The organism is Chelatococcus sp. HY11 (assembly GCF_018398335.1).
Taxonomy (GTDB): domain Bacteria; phylum Pseudomonadota; class Alphaproteobacteria; order Rhizobiales; family Beijerinckiaceae; genus Chelatococcus.
Genome location: NZ_JAHBRX010000001.1, coordinates 1,039,334 through 1,055,236, shown reverse-complemented (window position 1 = coordinate 1,055,236; position 15,903 = coordinate 1,039,334). Strand labels below are relative to the sequence as shown.

13 protein-coding genes and 1 tRNA gene are annotated in these 15,903 nt (G+C 62.8%); 8 read left to right on the top strand and 6 right to left on the bottom strand.

Annotated elements, in window-relative coordinates; translation table 11 throughout:
- Positions 1-239: 239 nt before the first annotated feature.
- The 4 genes from clpX to KIO74_RS05000 all read right to left on the bottom strand — a co-directional run bounded on the left by clpX (position 240) and on the right by KIO74_RS05000 (position 4,146).
- The gene (gene clpX, locus KIO74_RS05015; RefSeq protein ID WP_213330982.1) at positions 240-1,505 is read right to left on the bottom strand and encodes an ATP-dependent Clp protease ATP-binding subunit ClpX; all 1,266 of its coding nucleotides are present in this window, start codon (positions 1,503-1,505) and stop codon (positions 240-242) included.
- 239 nt (positions 1,506-1,744) lie between these two features.
- Positions 1,745-2,368, bottom strand: a complete 624-nt coding sequence (locus KIO74_RS05010) for an ATP-dependent Clp protease proteolytic subunit (protein WP_213324719.1) — start codon at positions 2,366-2,368, stop codon at positions 1,745-1,747.
- Positions 2,369-2,547: 179 nt separating this feature from the next.
- Positions 2,548-3,984 carry a trigger factor gene (gene tig / locus KIO74_RS05005; RefSeq protein WP_213330981.1) on the bottom strand — a complete coding sequence of 479 codons (1,437 nt, stop codon included), beginning with the start codon at positions 3,982-3,984 and terminating at the stop codon, positions 2,548-2,550.
- A 77-nt stretch (positions 3,985-4,061) separates the two neighbouring features.
- Positions 4,062-4,146: transfer RNA gene (locus tag KIO74_RS05000), tRNA-Leu, on the bottom strand.
- A gap of 456 nt (positions 4,147-4,602) precedes the next feature.
- Here KIO74_RS05000 and KIO74_RS04995 point away from each other — a divergent pair.
- Positions 4,603-5,868: a multicopper oxidase family protein gene (locus KIO74_RS04995; RefSeq protein WP_213330980.1), complete on the top strand. Its 1,266-nt coding sequence runs from the start codon at positions 4,603-4,605 to the stop codon at positions 5,866-5,868.
- Between the two features lie 5 nt (positions 5,869-5,873).
- Here KIO74_RS04995 and KIO74_RS04990 read toward each other — a convergent pair whose 3' ends face one another.
- A complete protein-coding gene (locus tag KIO74_RS04990; protein ID WP_213334233.1) occupies positions 5,874-7,385 on the bottom strand; it encodes an NAD(P)H-hydrate dehydratase in 1,512 nt (503 codons plus the stop codon).
- Between the two features lie 325 nt (positions 7,386-7,710).
- Here KIO74_RS04990 and KIO74_RS04985 point away from each other — a divergent pair, with 325 nt between their 5' ends.
- From KIO74_RS04985 to KIO74_RS04970, 4 genes are all read left to right on the top strand, one after another.
- Entirely contained in the window at positions 7,711-8,049 is a 339-nt protein-coding gene (locus KIO74_RS04985) for a P-II family nitrogen regulator (RefSeq protein ID WP_213330979.1), read from the top strand.
- 66 nt (positions 8,050-8,115) lie between these two features.
- The gene (gene glnA / locus KIO74_RS04980) at positions 8,116-9,525 is read left to right on the top strand and encodes a type I glutamate--ammonia ligase (protein WP_213334230.1); all 1,410 of its coding nucleotides are present in this window, start codon (positions 8,116-8,118) and stop codon (positions 9,523-9,525) included.
- Positions 9,526-9,672: 147 nt separating this feature from the next.
- The gene (locus KIO74_RS04975) at positions 9,673-10,656 is read left to right on the top strand and encodes a hypothetical protein (RefSeq protein ID WP_213330978.1); all 984 of its coding nucleotides are present in this window, start codon (positions 9,673-9,675) and stop codon (positions 10,654-10,656) included.
- 90 nt (positions 10,657-10,746) lie between these two features.
- Positions 10,747-11,286: an MgtC/SapB family protein gene (locus KIO74_RS04970; RefSeq protein WP_213330977.1), complete on the top strand. Its 540-nt coding sequence runs from the start codon at positions 10,747-10,749 to the stop codon at positions 11,284-11,286.
- 97 nt (positions 11,287-11,383) lie between these two features.
- On the opposite strand, the gene KIO74_RS04965 is transcribed toward KIO74_RS04970, so the two are convergent.
- The gene (locus KIO74_RS04965) at positions 11,384-11,638 is read right to left on the bottom strand and encodes a hypothetical protein (RefSeq protein WP_213330976.1); all 255 of its coding nucleotides are present in this window, start codon (positions 11,636-11,638) and stop codon (positions 11,384-11,386) included.
- A gap of 454 nt (positions 11,639-12,092) precedes the next feature.
- On the opposite strand from KIO74_RS04965, the gene parE reads away from it, so the two are divergent.
- The 3 genes from parE to KIO74_RS04955 all read left to right on the top strand — a co-directional run bounded on the left by parE (position 12,093) and on the right by KIO74_RS04955 (position 15,890).
- Positions 12,093-14,156 (top strand): DNA topoisomerase IV subunit B, encoded by a 2,064-nt coding sequence (parE, locus tag KIO74_RS04960; RefSeq protein WP_213330975.1) that lies wholly within the window; start codon positions 12,093-12,095, stop codon positions 14,154-14,156.
- Between the two features lie 155 nt (positions 14,157-14,311).
- A complete protein-coding gene (locus KIO74_RS32155) occupies positions 14,312-14,437 on the top strand; it encodes a hypothetical protein (RefSeq protein WP_283772116.1) in 126 nt (41 codons plus the stop codon).
- Complete coding sequence (locus KIO74_RS04955) at positions 14,424-15,890, top strand: DEAD/DEAH box helicase (RefSeq protein WP_213330974.1); 1,467 nt, start codon at positions 14,424-14,426, stop codon at positions 15,888-15,890. The genes KIO74_RS32155 and KIO74_RS04955 overlap by 14 nt, the downstream gene beginning before the upstream one ends.
- The last annotated feature ends 13 nt before the right edge of the window (positions 15,891-15,903 follow it).

The following is a 15,903-nucleotide window of genomic DNA, read 5'->3' as shown; positions in this document are numbered from 1 at the left end:
GCCGTCGGCGGCTGCTCGCGCCTACCTGCCATCATAAACGTCAAGAGCCGGTCGAATGTCCATCAGAAATGGATATCCGATCTGACCGCAAGGCACACGCTTCCCGGCAGATCGCGCCAAACGCGTCACCGGCACGCGACAAGCTATGTCTTGGCTGGGGAAAATCACGGGCGAGGCAAAATCCGCATGCTTATGGGCCGGATCGCCCGGATGATCACCGGGCGATCCTGTTCAGGCCGTTACGCACTGGCGCTCGTCTCAGCGGCGCGGTCGGCATAGATAAACAGCGGCTTTGCCTTACCCTCGATCACTTCAGGACCGATGACGATCTGCTCTACGCCTTCAAGGCCAGGAAGCTCGTACATGGTTTCGAGCAGGATGCCTTCCATGATCGAGCGCAGACCGCGCGCACCCGTCCTGCGCTCGATGGCCTTGCGCGCGATCAGCGTCAGGGCATCCTCGTGGAAGGTGAGCTCTGTCTCCTCCATGTCGAAGAGGCGCTGGTACTGCTTCACCAAGGCGTTCTTCGGCTCCTGGAGAATGCGCTTGAGCGCGTTCTCGTCGAGATCCTCCAAGGTGGCGATCACCGGCAGGCGGCCGACAAACTCGGGGATAAGGCCGAACTTCAAGAGATCCTCAGGCTCGACCTCACGGAATACCTCGCCCGTGCGCCGGTCGTCCGGTGCCTGCACATGCGCGCCGAAGCCGATCGAGGTCCCCTTCCCGCGCCCCATGATGATACGCTCGAGACCTGCGAACGCACCGCCGCAGATGAAGAGGATATTCGTCGTATCAACCTGCAGGAACTCCTGCTGAGGATGCTTGCGTCCGCCCTGCGGGGGCACGCTCGCGACCGTGCCTTCCATGATCTTCAAAAGCGCCTGCTGGACGCCCTCACCCGAAACGTCGCGAGTAATGGAGGGATTGTCGGACTTGCGGGAGATCTTGTCGATCTCGTCGATATAGACAATGCCGCGCTGGGCGCGTTCGACATTGTAGTCCGATGCCTGCAGAAGCTTCAGGATGATGTTCTCGACATCCTCACCGACATAGCCGGCCTCGGTCAGCGTCGTCGCATCCGCCATGGTGAAGGGCACGTCGAGGATCCTGGCCAGCGTCTGCGCCAGCAGCGTCTTTCCCGAACCGGTGGGGCCGACGAGCAGGATGTTCGACTTGGCAAGCTCCACGTCGTTGTGCTTGGTCGCATGCGCCAACCGCTTGTAGTGGTTGTGCACCGCGACAGAGAGCACCTTCTTGGCGTGATCCTGATCGATGACATAGTCATCAAGGACCTTGCGAATTTCCTTCGGGGTCGGCACGCCGTCGCGGGACTTCACGAGCGACGATTTTGACTCCTCGCGGATGATGTCCATGCACAATTCGACGCATTCATCGCAGATGAATACCGTCGGTCCGGCGATCAGTTTGCGGACCTCGTGCTGGCTCTTGCCGCAGAACGAGCAGTAGAGCGTGCTCTTGGAGTCGCTACCGCCTGTCTTGCTCATGGTCCGTCTCCACTCTGTACCGCCGGGGCACAGGACACCGGCGTCATCAAGCATTCATATAGGCCCGGATCTAAAAAAAGGTAATGCCCTATCGCTGCACTACCAAAATCGATCAGGCCGCACCTGGTCCAAAGCCCATGCAAACATGAGGCCGCCGCGCGATCAATAGGAGACGGACACCTTGCCGCATATCCACATGACAGCTTTCGAAAGCGCATACGGCTGCCACATGGCCGAAATCAGGCATCCGAATCCGCGCGCTTCACCTGGACCTGATCGATCAAGCCGAACTCCCGCGCGGCATCGGCGGTCATGAAATTGTCACGCTCAAGCGCCTGCTCGATCGCGGCGATGTCACGGCCTGTGTGCTTCACATAAATTTCATTGAGGCGCCGACGCAGGGCTTCAATCTCGCGGGCATGGATCAGGATATCGGTCGCTTGCCCCTGAAATCCACCAGACGGCTGATGCACCATGATGCGAGCATTCGGCAGCGCGAAGCGCTGTCCGGGCTCTCCCGCCGCTAGAAGCAGCGACCCCATCGACGCGGCTTGGCCGACGCAGAGCGTTGAAATGGGACAGCGGATGAACTGCATCGTGTCATAGATGGACAGTCCCGACGTCACCACACCGCCCGGCGAATTGATGTAGAAGGAGATTTCCTTCTTCGGATTGTCGCCTTCAAGGAACAGGAGCTGCGCGACGATCAGCGACGCTGAATAATCTTCGACGGGGCCTGTCAGGAAAATAATCCGCTCGCGCAGCAGCCGCGAGTAGATATCGAACGCGCGCTCACCACGGTTCGATTGCTCGACAACCATCGGCACGAGCGTGTTGTTGTAGACCTCAAACGGATCCCGCATGGCAGATCAGTCTCCTTGATCACCGGAATTATTCCATGGCGATCATTAACAGATGGTCGTTGGGAGCGGCACACGCCTTGGGCGGTCGCATCCTGTCGAATGGCGACCGCAGGTTGGCCGGCTCGCCCCCGGCCAACACCAGATATGCTTCCGGACGGGATCCGCAAGCGCCAGACGGCTCAGGCGCCGTCCTTCTTCTTGGCACGCGAGGCCTTCTTCGGAGCGGCCTTGCCCTCCTCCTTCGCGTCCTTGCCTTCATCGCCGTCGGATTCGCTCTCCTCATCGGCGAAAAGAGCCTCACGAGACACGACGTTATCCGTCACGGACACCTGCGACAGGATGTGGTCGACGACCTTCTCCTCGAAGATCGGCGCGCGCACTTCCGCGAGGGCCTGCGGGTTCTTGCGGTAGTAGTCCCACACCAGCTTTTCCTGGCCGGGGAACTGACGGGCGCGCTCGACGACAGCCTGCGTGACCTCGTCGTCGGCGACCTTCACCGCCGCCTGCTCGCCGATCTCGGCGAGCACGAGGCCAAGGCGCACGCGGCGCTCGGCGATGCGCTGATATTCCGCCTTCGCCTCTTCCTCGGTCGTCTCGTCATCGGCGAAGGTGCGGCCGGTCTGCTTCATGTCGTTCTCGACCTGACGCCACACGCCGTCGAACTCCTGCTCGACGAGGCTCGGCGGCAGCTCGAAATCATACTTCGCGTCAAGCGCGTCGAGCAGCACCTTCTTCACCTTGCGGCGGGATTGGGCCGTGTAGTCGCGCTCGATGCTGGAACGAACGGCTTCCTTGAGCTTGTCGAGGCTCTCGAGGCCGAAACCCTTCGCGAAGTCCTCGTCCACCGTCACTTCGGCCGCGGAGGACACGTCCTTCACCTTCACAGCGAAGCTCGCCGACTTGCCGGCCAACTGCTTGGCGGGATACTCCTCGGGGAAGGTCGCGCTCACAGTCACGTCATCGCCAGCCTTGGCGCCGACCAGCTGCTCCTCGAAGCCCGGGATGAAACCACCCGAGCCGATCTCGACCTGGACGCCCTCGCTGGAGCCGCCCTCGAAGGCTTCGCCATCGATGGTGCCCACGAAATCGATCGTCACGCGGTCGCCCGTCGCGGCGGCCTCGCCCTCGGGCTTGGCGACGAAAGCACGGTTCTGGCGCGCCATGCGGGTCAGCGCCTCGTCCACTTCCGCGTCCGTCACCTCGGCCGTCTCGCGCGTGATCGCGATGTCGGACAGGTCCTTGAGCTGGAAGGCCGGCAGGATCTCGAGCGCCACGGTATAGGCCAGGTCGCCCTTGGCCTCCATGATGGCCTCGACCTCGTCCTTGTCCTCGGAGAGGGTTACCTTCGGCTCGTTGGCAAGCTTGAGGGAGTTGTCCTCAATGATCTTGCGGTTGGCTTCATTGACGGTGTTCTGAACAACGTCAGCCATGACCGCGCGGCCATACAGCTTGCGCAGATGGGCCATGGGGACCTTGCCGGGACGGAAGCCGTTGATGCGGACCCTGTCCTTCAGGCCAGACAGCTCGCCTGCCAGCTTGGTCTCCAGCTCGGCGGCCGGAACCACCACCTTGAACTCGCGTTTCAGACCATCGGCCCGGGTTTGCGTCGCCTGCATTGTCACAGCTTCTCGAAAATTCGTGTGCTTCTGATGGCCCCTCAGGATAGGCGATGATACGGGGAGCGATGTGGCTTTGGTGCGGGCGAAGGGACTCGAACCCCCACGACTTTCGTCACTGGAACCTAAATCCAGCGCGTCTACCAGTTCCGCCACGCCCGCGCGGGCCCCGCAGCATGCCTGCCCATCAGGACGCGGCTCTATATCATGACAAAGCCCCGTTGCAGCAAAAAAATGTCATCACTTTGTCGGTCAGGGACGCCGGCCGCGCCTGCGAGGCCCCGCGCTGACCGTCAGACGGCTGGCATAGCGGCAAAAACACTGAAATTCTCAAGCGGTTCGTCAATCTTTGTGCCAGATGGTTGCGCATTCCCTCTGGGTGAACCTTGGAACCCTCCGATGCCGGCAGACTCTTCAGAATCGACGCGCGCAACCAGATTCCGGTCCATCTCCGCGGGATTGACCAGACGGCGGATTCTCCAGGGAGGCCTGGCGGCGACCATATTAGCGCGGACGGCAGAGGCACGCGCGGAGGATGCCGGTGAAACCTCCCGTTCCGTGTCGCCACCGCCAGCAACGCAACCCGCAGGTGTCGCCCAAGCGGTCAACGCGCGGCGCTTGCGTGCACAGGAGGTGCCCTGGCAACTGAAACCGTCGGGGGATGCGACTAAGTTGTGGTGCTTCGAGGAGACTTCGCCCGGTCCTCTCCTGCGGATCAGGAAGGGCCAGGAACTCGCGATAAAGCTCGAGAACGGGATTTCGCAACCCATCACCCTGCACTGGCATGGCTTGCGCGTGGCCAACCGGTTCGATGGCGTCGGGGGCTTGACGGAGGAGCCTCTCGCGCCCGGCGCGGACCGCGAGATCCGCTTCACGCCGCGCGACGCCGGCACCTACTGGTATCGCTCCATGGTCCCGGCCACCGCCGCCGAACAGACCGAGCGCGGCCTCTACGGCGTTCTCGTGGTTGACGAGGAAGAGCCCCCGGCTGTGGATGCCGATCTCGCGATCGTGCTCGACGACTGGGCGCTGGGCGATGACAACCAGATCCGTCCTGGGTTCGGCAGGGTCGAAGACGTCGGGTCGGTCGGCCGGCTCGGCAACTGGCTGACCGTAAACAGCCAGGCCGCCCCGGAAACTTTTGCGATCGCTCCCGGCGGGCGGATACGCCTGCGCCTCCTCAATGCCTCCAATGCCCGCCCGATCAGCCTGCGCTTCGAGAAATTCGCGGTCGAGGTCATCGCCCTTGATGGCCAGCCCGCCGAGCCCTTCCCGCCAGCCCGCGATACTCTCGCGCTACTGCCCGGCAATCGCGCGGACCTGATCCTGCGTTGCGCCACGGAAGCGGGAGTCTCGGGCAATATCGTGGCCGTGCTGGGTCCGGGCTTGCCACTTCTCACCATCAAGACCGAGGGAGCCCCCTCACCTAACGTCAAGGCCGGCGACATAAAGCTCCCCGGCAACAGCCTTCCGGAAGCTATTGATCTCGCATCAGCTTTGCGCGCTGATCTTGTGCTTGAGGGGGGCGTCGCAGCCGGCCAGCCCACCCCAAGCGAGGTGTCGCGGATCTGGCGGATCAACGGCGTCGCGTTCACCGACGCCCGCAAGCCCCTCTTCTCGACGGGAGAGGGCAAACCCGTCGTGCTGAGCTTCGTCAACAAGACCGAGTTCCTCCAGGCACTCCACCTCCATGGCCACGCGGCGCGCCTTCTGCACGCCCTCGATGACGGCTGGGAGCCCTATTGGCAGGACACCATCGCCGTCCCGGCCGGGCGAACCGTGCGTATCGCCTTCATCACCGAAGGCGCCGGTAAATGGATGATCAGTTCCGCGATCCTCGATCGTCTTGGCGGCGGCATGGCAACGTGGTTCGAAGTGACCTGACGCCTCTATGCTCGCCCGCTGGGATCGAGAAGCCGCTTGAGCACAGTGGGCAAAATCTCTGGCAGATCCTCCGCGATAAGGCCAGGACCGAAGGCGCGAGCCGCGGCCCCGTGCAACCAGACGCCGGCGGCGGCCGCCTCGCGGCCGGGCATGCCCTGCGCCAGAAGCCCGGTGATGAAGCCGGTGAGCACGTCACCGGTTCCCGCGGTCGCCAGCCAGGGCGTGCCGTTGTCGTTGATGACCGCCCGCCCGTCAGGGCTCGCGATCACCGTATCGGCCCCCTTCAGGACAATGACGGCGCCGGTATGGCGCGCTGCCGCGACCGCGCGCTGAAGCTTTGAAGGAGCTTCGGAAATCTCTCGTACATCTTTGAAAAGACGCGAAAACTCGCCATCATGTGGCGTCAGCACGGTGGGCTTCGCTTTAGCATGGATGAGCGATGCCAAGGCGGCGAGGCCAGCCGAACCGTCGACAGCAAAGCTCGTCAGCCCATCGGCATCGATGACAAGTGCCCGCCCCGCCTCCGCAGCGACCCTTACCAGCCCGCGTGTATCCTCACCCACGCCAGCCCCCGGCCCGATAGCCAGCGCATTGAGGCGCTCATCGGACAGCAGTGTTTCGAGCCCGCTGGGACCCTCGACTGGCCTGACCATGATCGCTGTGAGATGGGCCGCGTTGACCGCGAGGGCCGCTGGGGGGGAGGCGACGGTGACGAGCCCTGCCCCGACACGCAGCGCGGCCCGCGCGGCAAGCCGGGCCGCGCCGGTTGTGGCAATGCCACCGGAGACGACAATCGCATGGCCTCGCCCGTATTTGTGGCCGGCAGCCTCCGGCCGGTGATAGGCAGGCAACCACAGCCCCGGCGCGTTCGCGGCATAGGGCGAGGCAAGCGCGGCGATGGTCCCGTCGCTGATGCCGATGTCGGCGACAGTAACCGATCCGCAGTGCAGCCGGCCGGGCAGAAGGAGATGGCCGGGCTTGCGCCGCGCGAAGGTCACCGTCTCATGCGCCATGACGGCGACCCCGCGCACCGCGCCGGTATCGCCGTCGATCCCGGATGGGATATCAGCCGAGACCACGCGGACCTTCGACGCGTTGATCGCCCTGATGGCGATGGCGGACTCCCCGTCTAGATCACGCGAAAGCCCGGTCCCGAACAGCGCATCGATGACGAGGGCTGCCCCCGCGAGATCCATCGCTGCAAGGGGGCTGACCTCCCCGCTCCAGGTACCCGCCGCCCAGGCCGCATCACCGCTGAGCGCACTCCGTGAGCCGAGCAGATGAAGCGAGACCCGATATCCCTCCTCGGCTAGAATCCGCGCGGCGACGAAGCCGTCACCACCGTTGTTGCCTGGGCCACAGACGACGACCACCCGTCGCCCAGCCGGCAGGTGCTCGGCTGCCTGGTGCGCGACGGCGCGCCCTGCCCGCTCCATCAACTCCCAGCCGGGAACCCCTGCGGCAATCGTGCGCTGATCGGCCTCGCGCACAGCGGCATTGGTGAGAATCTCGTACATCATTCCCCTCGCCGGTCACTCATGAGGCCGTGGAGTCCTTGGCTCCATGGCAAGGATAACAGGCTCACCCGACAGCCACGGGCAATTCTCAAGGCAATTCATGGCATTTCCCAAGGCAGTATCTGTCAAGTTTTTCAGCTCCACGACAACTGAAGATCAAAAAGAAGTCATGTGCATATTTTTTATGCTGATTGATGATGAATATTGCGGCAGCCAAAGGCCCGTTCCAGAAACTTCGACATGGCCGCCACCGGCCCATTGATGGTAAGAGCCGTCTAGGTACGTTCGGCATCGGAAGCTAGGCAGCACAGGGGAGCCACGACGGATGAAGAGAATTGATGCGATCATCAAGCCCTTCAAGCTCGACGAGGTAAAGGAAGCGCTGCAGGATCTTGGCTTGCAGGGCATAACTGTCATCGAGGCCAAGGGCTTCGGCCGGCAGAAGGGCCATACGGAGCTGTACCGCGGCGCCGAATACGTCGTTGATTTCCTGCCCAAAGTGAAGATCGAGATCGTCCTTGCCGACGATATGGTCGATCAGGCTGTCGAGGCGATCCGCAAGGCCGCCCAGACAGGCCGGATCGGAGATGGCAAGATTTTTGTATCCAGCGTCGAGGAGGCAATTCGCATCCGAACGGGGGAAACCGGTCTCGACGCGATTTGATCTGAAACAACCTGCGAGCGCCGCGAGCGCGGGTTAATGACGTTTGTGCAACACGAGGAACAAATGATGAAGAGCGCCCAGGATGTGCTGAAGGCGATCAAAGAGCAGGACATCAAGTACGTCGATTTCCGCTTCACCGACCCGCGCGGCAAGTGGCAGCACGTTACTTTCGATGTGTCGATGATCGACGAAGATATCTTCGCCGAAGGCACGATGTTCGACGGCTCGTCGATCGCCGGGTGGAAGGCCATCAACGAGTCGGACATGCTCCTGATGCCTGATCCGACCACGGCTCAGCTCGACCCGTTCTTCGCGGCCCCCACGCTGTCGATCGTCTGCGACATCCTCGAGCCGACCACTGGCGAATCCTACGGCCGCGATCCGCGCGGCATCGCCAAGAAGGCCGAGGCCTTCCTGCAGTCGACGAAGATCGGCGACACGATCTTCGTCGGTCCGGAAGCCGAGTTCTTTGTCTTCGACGACGTTCGCTTCTCTTCGACGCCCTACAACACCGGCTTCAAGCTGGACGCCACCGAGCTGCCCTCGAACGGCGACACGGAATATGAAGGTGGCAACATGGGCCATCGCATTCCCGTGAAGGGCGGTTACTTCCCGGTTCCCCCTCTGGACAGCGCCCAGGACATGCGCGGCGAGATGCTCGCGGCCATGGCCTCCATGGGCGTGAAGGTGGAGAAGCACCACCATGAGGTGGCCTCCGCCCAGCACGAACTCGGCATGAAGTTCGACACGCTGACGCACATGGGCGACCAGATGCAGATCTACAAATACTGCATCCACAATGTCGCCAACAGCTACGGCAAGTCGGCGACCTTCATGCCGAAGCCGGTCTATGGCGACAATGGCTCGGGCATGCACGTCCATCAGTCGATCTGGAAGGATGGCAAGCCGGTCTTCGCCGGCAACAAATATGCCGACCTCAGCCAGGAATGCCTGTGGTACATCGGCGGCATCATCAAGCACGCCAAGGCCATCAACGCCTTCACAAACCCGTCGACGAACTCCTACAAGCGTCTCGTCCCGGGCTTCGAGGCGCCGGTGCTGCTCGCCTACTCCTCGCGCAACCGCTCCGCGTCCTGCCGTATTCCGTGGACGGCTTCGCCGAAGGCCAAGCGCGTCGAGATCCGCTTCCCCGATCCGACGGCGAATCCTTATCTCGGCTTCGCGGCCCTGCTGATGGCCGGACTTGACGGCATCATCAACAAGATCGATCCGGGCGCGGCCATGGACAAGGATCTCTACGACCTGCCGCCGCGTGAGCTGAAGAAGATCCCGACCGTGTCGGCAAGCCTGCGTGAAGCGCTCGGCCATCTCGATAAGGATCGGGCGTTCCTGAAGGCCGGCGGCGTCTTCAGCGACGACTTCATCGACTCTTACATCGAGCTCAAGATGCAGGACGTGATCCGCTTCGAGCACACGCCGCATCCCGTTGAGTTCGACATGTACTACAGCGTCTGATCGCTGTTGATGGCGGGATGAAAAGCCCGTCATCATCGCAGATGCCAGAAGGCCGGGGTTCGCTCCGGCCTTTTTCCGTTGAGCGCGGCCTTTGCGGTTGACCCTCGGCATCGCCCGCGTCTATGCCGCTTCCCAGCGGGAGGAACCATGCTGAAGCGTCTTCTTCGTTCAATCGGTTGGCTCGTGGGAGCGGGTGCGGCCGATCATGTCGCCACACGCAGCGAGTTCAAGGACCTCGGCGCGCGCGTCGAGCGTTTGGAGAGGCTTCTCGAAGCCCTCGCGCAGAACAGCGCCGCACAGGTGGAGCAAGCGCAGGCGCAGCGTTTTCTGCAGGAGAAGACCTGCGCGGAGCTCGCTTATCTCAACGGTCTCATGCGCGTGGTCTCCACAGACATCGTGAATGCCAGTGCCGGGCGGCCTGTCCTTGGCGCGAAGACGAACACATTTTCACAGAATTATGAGGACGCTGTCCTTTCAGCGATTTTTGAGCGGATTGGCTCCGGTCAGAAGCGCTTCCTCGAGATTGGCGTCGGCGATGGTACTGAAAACAATACCCGCCTTCTGCTTGAACTCGGCTGGCGCGGCGCTTGGGTGGAGTGTGATCCAGCGGCCGTGGCAGCGATTAAGCACAGGCTTGCCGACTATCTGGCGGACGGCCGACTTATCCTGATCGAGGAAGCGATCACGGCTGAAACCGTCGACGAGGTTGTCAGCCGCTGCGGCCTGTCAGGCGAGATCGATTTTCTTTCGCTCGATATCGATATGAACACCTCCCACGTCTGGCGCGCGATGGCGCTCCGGTCCCGTGTTGCTTGCCTGGAATACAACGCGAGCTTCCCCCCGGAAGTCGCGTTCGAGGTCGCGTATGATCCTAACTCCGCATGGGAAGGCTCAAGCTATTTTGGTGCGTCATTGCTCTCTCTGGACAAGATAGGGAGGGAGAAGGGGATGGCGCTCGTGGGCTGCGATCTCATGGGGATCAACGCCTTCTTTGTGCGCCAGGATCTGGCCGAAACCCATTTTCCAGGGTCTCACGCCGCCGTGGACCACTATCAGCCGCCACGCTACGCCCTCGCTGGATCGCGTGGGCATCCCCGTGCGGCAGGTCGCTTCGCTCGCGCCAAGGAATAGGGGATTTTCTTGGAGGCGGTGGGAATCATCGCCACCAAGGAACAATCCGCAGGGTCGCGCTTTAGGTGGTGGAAGCCCCCGGAGCCGTCCATGCACCCCGACATCATCGACCAGTTCCTACGTCTTGGCGCGGCAACCCTGATCGGCATGATCATCGGTCTCAACCGGGATCTTGAAAACAAGCCGACCGGCATGCGCACGCTTGGCCTTGTGGGACTTGCGACAGCCCTTGTCACGATCGGTACGCTCGAATTCGAGCCGCTCAGCGATCAGCCCGACGCTCTCAGCCGTGTCGTCCAAGGGCTCATACAAGGCGTGCTGACAGGCATCGGTTTCATCGGCGCCGGTGCCATCCTTCATGATCGGGCAACCGGCTCCGTCCAGGGATTGACGACCGCGGCGTCCGTCTGGGTGACCGCAGCCGCGGGTATCGTGTGCGGGCTGGGCAATTGGCATCTGGTCGTCACGGCTGTCACGGTCGCGATGGTGCTGTTGCTCTCCGGGCGCCCGATCGAGGCCGCCGTCGAGCGCGTCTTGGGCCGGATCTCCCCGCGCCGTGCCGGGCGGCATGACTTCGTGGGACCGCCGGCCGCTGGAAACAACGGAAACGCCGACAGGAAAGAGGAATGATTGGCGCCTCGGCTGAAGACACCGGAACGCTATTCCCATCATCCAGCAACTGGTGATCCAGCAGCGACGACGCCGACACAGCTTTCTGATGACGCCCCTAGAAGAACAGCAAAAGCGCGGTTGCAGCGCAGGCACTGGCGGAAAGCCATGCCAGAAGCGCGAAGATCTCTGTGCTGAACTCGCGAACAGCCGGCCGATAGTTTATGTCGCCAGTGGTATCATCGGACCACGTGATCGCCCGCACGGCCGATCCATTCCGATCTGTTCTCTTACTGATATGGCGCGTCGAATTCATCATGACGAACGAGAGCACGGTCTTGACCTCCTTGATCGTGCCAATCTGCGCGTTCACGGTTAACGCAATGCTACTCTGACGATTTTGTTACAAAACCCGACTAGATCCTCGCAGAAGCTGCCAGCGGCATCGCAAATCCTTCCCGATCGCGGTTTTGCCCCCGATTTGTTCAGGTCCGCTCCTCGAAATATGCGGCCAAGTCGCCGCTGTTGCTGTGCGTTCCGTCACATCGATGGCGCGACGCTCGTTTTTGATGCGTTGGAAGGCAGCGGCTTGCCCGCAGGTGGCAGAAAGGCGAATCACAGGCAGCCCCAGATTCGCGGGGACGGCTTGACAGATGGTCCCCAATTGGTTTGTTTCCCGTATGTTCTCATTGAAGACTATGAGAACTGGCAGATAAGTCCCGTGGATAAGTCTCAGGCAGCGGATTAGACGCACCCTGGCCCTCGCGGGCTTGTGCGACAATTCCCGAGCCTGGGCCTTTCGACGAACTGGAGTGCAAAGAGCGACAATGGCAGAGCCAACAGATCTTTTCGGCGGTCGGGACGGCAATGCGCAGCGCAAGACCGTCGCGAGGCAACCGAAAGCGACGGGCCTGCCCCAGGGAGCAGCCGTGTCCCCTGCCCTCACCCCCGGCGAAGGCGGTTATACGGCGGCGTCCATTGAGGTTCTCGAGGGCCTGGAGCCGGTGCGGCGCCGGCCTGGCATGTATATCGGCGGCACGGATGACAAAGCGCTGCATCACCTTTTCGCCGAGGTGATCGACAACGCGATGGATGAGGCTGTCGCGGGCCATGCCACCTTTATCGAGGTGGAGCTTACGGAAAGCGGCGAGCTGCGCGTCACCGACAACGGCCGCGGTATCCCGATCGACCCGCATCCGAAATTTCCGGAGAAATCCGCCCTTGAAGTGATCATGACCACGCTGCACGCGGGCGGCAAATTCGACTCCAAGGTCTACGAGACCTCAGGCGGCCTGCACGGCGTGGGTATATCGGTCGTCAATGCCTTGTCGGAACGGCTCGAGGTCGAGGTCGCGCGCAGCAAGACGCTCTACCGCCAGGTTTTCTCGCGGGGCCTGCCCCTGACTGGCCTTGAAACCGTCGGGCCCGTCGCCAACCGGCGTGGGACCACGATCCGCTTCAAGCCGGACCCGCAGATCTTCGGCGCCCAGGCGCATTTTGACCCCCGCCGCCTCTTCAAGATGGCGCGGTCGAAGGCCTACCTGTTCGGTGGCGTCGAGATCCGCTGGTCCTGCGCGCCGTCCCTCGTGGCCAATCTCACGAACGTGCCCGCCGAAGCGGTTTTCCGGTTCCCCGGCGGCCTCAAGGACTATCTCGCGCGCGAGATCGACGGTCTGGAGACCGTCGCGGACCAAATTTTCGCCGGCAAGATCACCAAGCCAGGCGGACATGGCTCCCTCGAATGGGCCGTCGCCTGGCTGAGCCAGGATGACGGCTTCATCTCATCCTACTGCAACACGATCCCCACAGGCGACGGCGGCACGCACGAGAACGGCCTGCGCGCGGCCCTGCTGCGTGGCCTACGTGACCACGCCGAGCGCGTCGGGCAGGCCAAGCGCGCCGCCCAGATGACGGCTGATGATGTGGTGGTGAGTTGCGCTGCGATGCTGTCGGTGTTCATTCGCGAGCCTGAATTTCAGGGGCAGACGAAAGACAAGCTCGCGACCGTGGAAGCCGCGCGCATTGTCGAGACCGCTGTGCGGGATGCCTTCGATCATTGGCTCGCGGCAGCACCACAGCAGGCCACGAAGCTGCTCGACTGGGCGATCGAACGGGCTGAGGAGCGACTGCGCCGCCGTGCGGAAAAGGAAGTTGCCCGCAAGACGGCCACTCGCAAGCTGCGCCTGCCGGGCAAGCTCGCCGATTGCAGCAATGCGGGCGCGGCCGGTTCCGAGCTGTTCATTGTCGAGGGTGATTCGGCCGGCGGCAGCGCCAAGCAGGCGCGCAACCGCGCGACGCAGGCCATCCTTCCCCTGCGCGGCAAGATCCTGAACGTCGCTTCGGCGGGGCGCGAGAAGCTCGCCCAGAATCAGCAGCTCGCCGATCTCCTGCTCGCGCTCGGCTGTGGATCCGGCTCGCACTATCGGCACGATGACCTCCGCTACGAGAAGATCATCGTGATGACGGATGCCGATGTCGACGGCGCCCATATCGCCTCGCTCCTCATCACCTTCTTCTGGCGGCAGACGCCGCGGCTGATCGATGAGGGGCATCTCTATCTCGCGGTGCCGCCGCTCTACCGTCTGTCGCAAGGCGGAAAGACCGTCTATGCCCGCGATGACACCCATCGTCAGGAGCTGATGGGCACAGTCTTCAAGGGGAAGGGCAAGGTCGAGATCGGCCGCTTCAAGGGCCTCGGTGAGATGATGCCGGCGCAGCTGAAGGAGACCACCATGGATCCGAAGAAGCGCATGTTGCTGCGCGTCTCGGTCACCCATGAGGACCGGCCCGAGACCTCCGACGTGGTCGAGCGGCTGATGGGCAACAAGCCCGAGGCGCGCTTCGCCTTCATCCAGGAGCGTGCTGCCTTCGCGACGGAACTCGATATCTGAGGCATCATTGCCGGGCTTCGCCGGTCGCCAACAATCTGGGGGAAAAACAGCTTTTTGCCCTGTGCGAGCTGTGGCGGCGGCGTCCGGAAGGGGCTTCCCGCTATTTGTCTTTTCATTTGTCAAGGCCATCCGTTGACTTTGGTCACGATCTCCCTATGTTCGCGCAGAATGCCATCGTCGGACTGAGCTTTGCGGACGATGGCGTCAGCCGCGTCCTCAGCCACGTGTCATCCTGGCGCGAGCGGGCGCCCCGACATACGGACCACGATGTCATTTTCTGATCTTGGCCTCAGTGACAAGGTGCAGCAAGCCGTCGCTGCTGCTGGTTACACGAAGCCTACCCCTATCCAAGAACAAGCGATCCCGCATGCCCTGCAGCGTCGGGACGTACTCGGTATCGCGCAGACAGGCACCGGCAAGACGGCAGCCTTCACGCTGCCCATGCTCACGCTCCTGGAGAGCGGCCGAGCCCGTGCGCGAATGCCACGCACGCTCATCCTCGAACCGACGCGCGAACTCGCCGCGCAGGTGGAGGATAGCTTCATCAAATACGGCGCGAATCATAAGCTCAATGTGGCCCTGATCATCGGTGGCGTGTCCTTCGGCGATCAGGATGCCAAGCTGACGCGTGGCGTCGATGTGCTGATCGCGACCCCTGGTCGCCTGCTCGATCATTTCGAGCGTGGTAAGCTTCTCCTCACGGGCATCGAGGTGCTCGTCATCGACGAAGCCGACCGCATGCTCGACATGGGCTTCATCCCGGATATCGAGCGTATCTGCCGGATGGTGCCGTTCACGCGCCAGACGCTGTTCTTTTCGGCCACCATGCCGCCGGAAATCCAGCGGCTCGTCGATACCTTCCTGCACAATCCGGTGAAGTTGGAGGTCGCCCGCGCCTCCTCGACGGCGAGTACCATCACGCAGCGTCTCGTGGCGTCGGGCCGCGAACAGCATGACAAGCGCGAAGTTCTGCGCAACCTCATCCGCGGTGCGGTGGACCTGAAGAATGCCATCATCTTTTGCAACCGCAAGCGCGACGTCGCGGTGGTGCATCGCTCGCTCGAACGCCATGGCTTCAGCGTCGTGGCGCTTCATGGTGACATGGACCAGCGCTCGCGGACGCAGGCGCTTGAGCGCTTCCGCAGCAACGACGTTCAGTTGCTCGTGGCGAGCGACGTGGCCGCGCGGGGCCTTGATATCCCCGATGTCAGCCACGTCTTCAACTTCGATGTGCCCCATCATCCGGAGGATTATGTCCACCGCATCGGCCGCACGGGCCGCGCCGGTCGTGCCGGGCACACCGCGATGATCGTGACCTCGGCTGATGCGAAGGCCTTGGCCGCGATCGAGAGCATGACCGGCCAGCCTATCGCCTGGGAAGGCGATCCGCTCGATCCTAACGCCGAGGACGAAGAGCCCCGGCGTGGGGGACGCGGCAGGGATCGCCGGTCCCGCGACGGCCGTGGTCGCGACAGCGGTGCCACCGGAGGCAAGGAACGCGGACGTCGGCACGAGGGCGAAAGCCCGAAAGCCGCTGACAGCCCGCCGCCCCGCCCTCACCATTCAAAGCCCACCACGGAGAAGCCCGCCTCGGGCCGGTATGAGCGTGGGGATGGACGCCGGGGCCGCCATGATGATGACGGACCGAGCTTCGTAGGCTTCGGTGACCACGTCCCGGCCTTCGTCCTACAGGAAGTTCGCTTGCCGAAAAAAGCGACAGTAGCCGACGACTGAAAAACCATCAGAA